Source organism: Pedobacter sp. 01N416, from assembly GCF_056399685.1.
In genome coordinates, this window is record NZ_JBFTRT010000558.1 from 1 (window position 1) to 3323 (window position 3323).

Sequence of the window (3323 nt, forward strand, 5' to 3'; positions counted from 1 at the left end):
AGGATTTCCTGACCAATGCTTTGGTTGCATATATTCATTCGTAACTGCATCATAAATGACTGGCGAAACCTTGTGTTGATTAAAAATTAAGTCAAGTACGCGCTCCCTATTTTCTTGATTTGAAATAAAATAAATTTCCTTATTATTTGATGATCTATGGGTAAACCCTACGTTTTTAGCATAAGTTCCTTCAGGGAGAACATCTTTTTCTGAAGCAAAAAAATCTGGGCTTACTCCCATTGCTTCAAATGTATCGTCAGTAATTGGAGCCTTGTAGATGTTTCCTTTTCCAATTTTTTTGAACAATGTATTAGTCATTACCGCATCAAATCTACTAGGAAATGAATCTATAACACTAAAACTTCCTCCCCAAATTTCTTCTACAACTTTATTAAATTCATTTGGATTAACTTGTTTAATTCCATTTTGATAGCGTGGTTTATCAGCAACAATTACCTTTGCGCCAGCTTTAATCAATTCTAAAAGTTTTTTAATCGTTTGATAGCTGATGTATTGATAATTTGGATTCATCTTTAATTTTCCGGTAAATACCAAAATTTTATAGGTTGCACCACTTTCGAAAACAACATTGCCATCTTTAACGCTTGCGGTACTCAATACATCGGGATTAAAACTATCATAAGCATATCCACGTAATGGATTTACCCAATTTTCAGGATCTGCCATATTTGCTGAATGTGTTACACCGGCTGGCATTTGCCTTAAAGGTTCACGAATATTTGCGAGGCGTTTCTTTTCAGCTTCCACTACATCTTCACCAAAAATACCGGGCAAGGTTTCTACCAGCCTATCTGGTAAAACAGAACGGCGTGGTAATTCTTCACCAGTAAAAACGGCGATATCTACAACAGGTTTGCCTTGCTGTAACAAGCTTTGCGTTCTTTCTGCATAATCTATCCATGCTTTACCAGCCTTCCACCAGGTTTGATCGCGTTGGAAATAAAGGCCAACACCATCTAAGGTCATTCCAGGTTTCCGGTCTGTCCAGGGATTATGTGTAAAAACGTGATACACCAGTTTATTGACCCCTAAAGCATAATTACGATCCTGTAAGGTTTTCATATTGGCTGGACTTTCGTTCCAGTCCATTCTGACTGTTGTAAAAGCTTCGGCCTGGATGATGTTTTTACCATAAATATGTGCGCCAGAAATGGCATCCAACATATCATTTGGCTTATCATGGGTTGGGCTGTTTAACCAAAATTCGCCCATGGGAATGTCAACCGTTTTGTAATGCATCAATCCGTCACTCATCATCGTTGGTGCAATACTTTCGGCCGTAAAAGTTACGCCTTGATCCTTTGCCAGTTTCGCAAGCGTTTTATAAAACTGATCTACAACCAATTCCGAAATCGTTTTTCTAACATCGTAAAGGAAATTTTCGGACACGGACACATTCTCTACGGGTAATCCGGTCATGATGGGTAAATAAGGCGTTAAATCGTAACCTCTACGCTTTAAAAATTCTGCTTTAAATACTGGCGACCAATTCTGGCTGCCACATTCCCAACTATCTACATGGAAAACGCTTAGAACTTTTTTGGCTATATCTGGTCCACCATGTTTTAAGGCTTCGCCATACCAATTCTTGAACTGTAATTTTACGGCTTCTGGATTAAATTTATCACATTCCAATCCTTTTCCACCACCACCTGTTGCGTTGGTATGCCCTGTTGAGGCATGCCCGATCCGTAAAATTGTCCAGTTTCCTTTCGGCGCTTTCCAGTTTAAGGTTCCATCTGGATTTAATTTATTTGTTAGGTTAATAATTTTATTTAACGGCACACAAAGTTTTTTTGCAATTTCTGCTTCTGTGCTTCTCTTACTTACCCGCCAAACTGAACCATTTTTGCCTTCGAACTGATTGAGCTGTGCTTCGGAAGATAATTCGAGATTTACGAGCTTTAATGATGGCTTCCATTTGGCTGCATCTAAATCCTCTGAACCTGGTTCTGATCCCTTTTTATCATAAATAAACCTAAAAAACTTAGCGGTGGTAGGTACAATGGAATGGGTAACATCTTCATCTGTGTCTTGCCAGCCATGGCGGGGCGCTTCCAACCTACCTATTGATCGGAAATTTTTACCATCATCACTTACCTCAATAGCCAAGCGTTGTGCCTGATAGTTATTGCCGCTGATTTTAATGCTTATCGTTCGGCAGGTGAAAGGTTTTTCAAATTCGTACTGAATATAACATGGTTCATTTGAACCAAAGTTTTTCTTATTCCCTGGCTGAACGAGACCAGTGGCATCAGCACCATTGCTGGCTGTAATTTTTGGGGCAACCGTTCTTGTTGAAATGCTTTCACCAATTGGTGAGGGGTAAGCGTAAACGGCAATATCTTTATAATAATTTTCTTTTGATTCTGGTTGAGGTAAATTGATCTTAGTAACTGTATTACTGATATTTATTTTTGACCAAACTACTTTCTGCATCGAAAATTCAGGTGTTATCCATGGGCCACCTGCCAACGCGAAACCATCGCTCACATGCATGCCTAATTTCAGATCCAACCGTTTCGCCTCACTCATTGCAAACTCAACCATTTTCCACCATTCGGGTGTTAGTTGAACGGCAGGCGGCGAATAAACTGGTACTTTATCAGGCCCCTGAATGCTCATTAAATAAGCACCCGCGATGCCGTTTGATTTCATGGCTTCCAGATCGGCGGTGATGCCGGCTTTTGAAACCGCACCTTTAACCCAATACCAAAATACCCAAGGTTTTGCACTTTCGTTCTGTTGCGCAAAAAGGCTTGTTGAAAAGCCAAAGCAAAACAACAGAATGAATATAAAAATCTTGCTAAACCTAAATTTCATTTTTTTTATTTTCTTGTAAATACCAAAGGTGACTTTCAACCCGCTCAACAATCTTTATTCGAGAATAGATTGCTACGTCGTTCCTCCTCGAAATGACGGACTTATATTTATTTGTGTGCGATTTTATATCCTCGCAAGCCGAAATAAAGAATCACCAGGAAACATACCAGCGGAATACTGTAGCCGATCTGAATATTATCTCCATACATATCGATTAAACTTCCCATTCCGAATGGTAAAATTGCGCCACCTACAATCGACATGATCAACCATGAAGAGCCTGGTTTAGTATCATCACCTATACCCTCGATTCCTAACGCGAAAATGGTTGGAAACATAATCGACATAAAGAATCCGACAGCACCTAAAGCATAAACTACATAAGAACCTTGTCCTAAAATGGCAACCAAACACAAGATTATTGATATAATTGCATAAATCACAAGCAATTTATTTGAAGATATGAACTGTAAGAGCGC

1 protein-coding gene and 1 pseudogene are annotated in these 3323 nt (G+C 39.2%); both read right to left on the reverse strand.

The genetic code is table 11. The features are described 5' to 3' along the window. Nucleotides 1-2844 (reverse strand): glycosyl hydrolase (locus AC1DND_RS23545; protein WP_477585019.1); only part of this gene is annotated, 2844 nt, incomplete at its 3' end. Between the two features lie 107 nt (nt 2845-2951). After that, a pseudogene (locus AC1DND_RS23550) lies at nt 2952-3323 on the reverse strand (glucose/galactose MFS transporter); the annotation flags it as partial.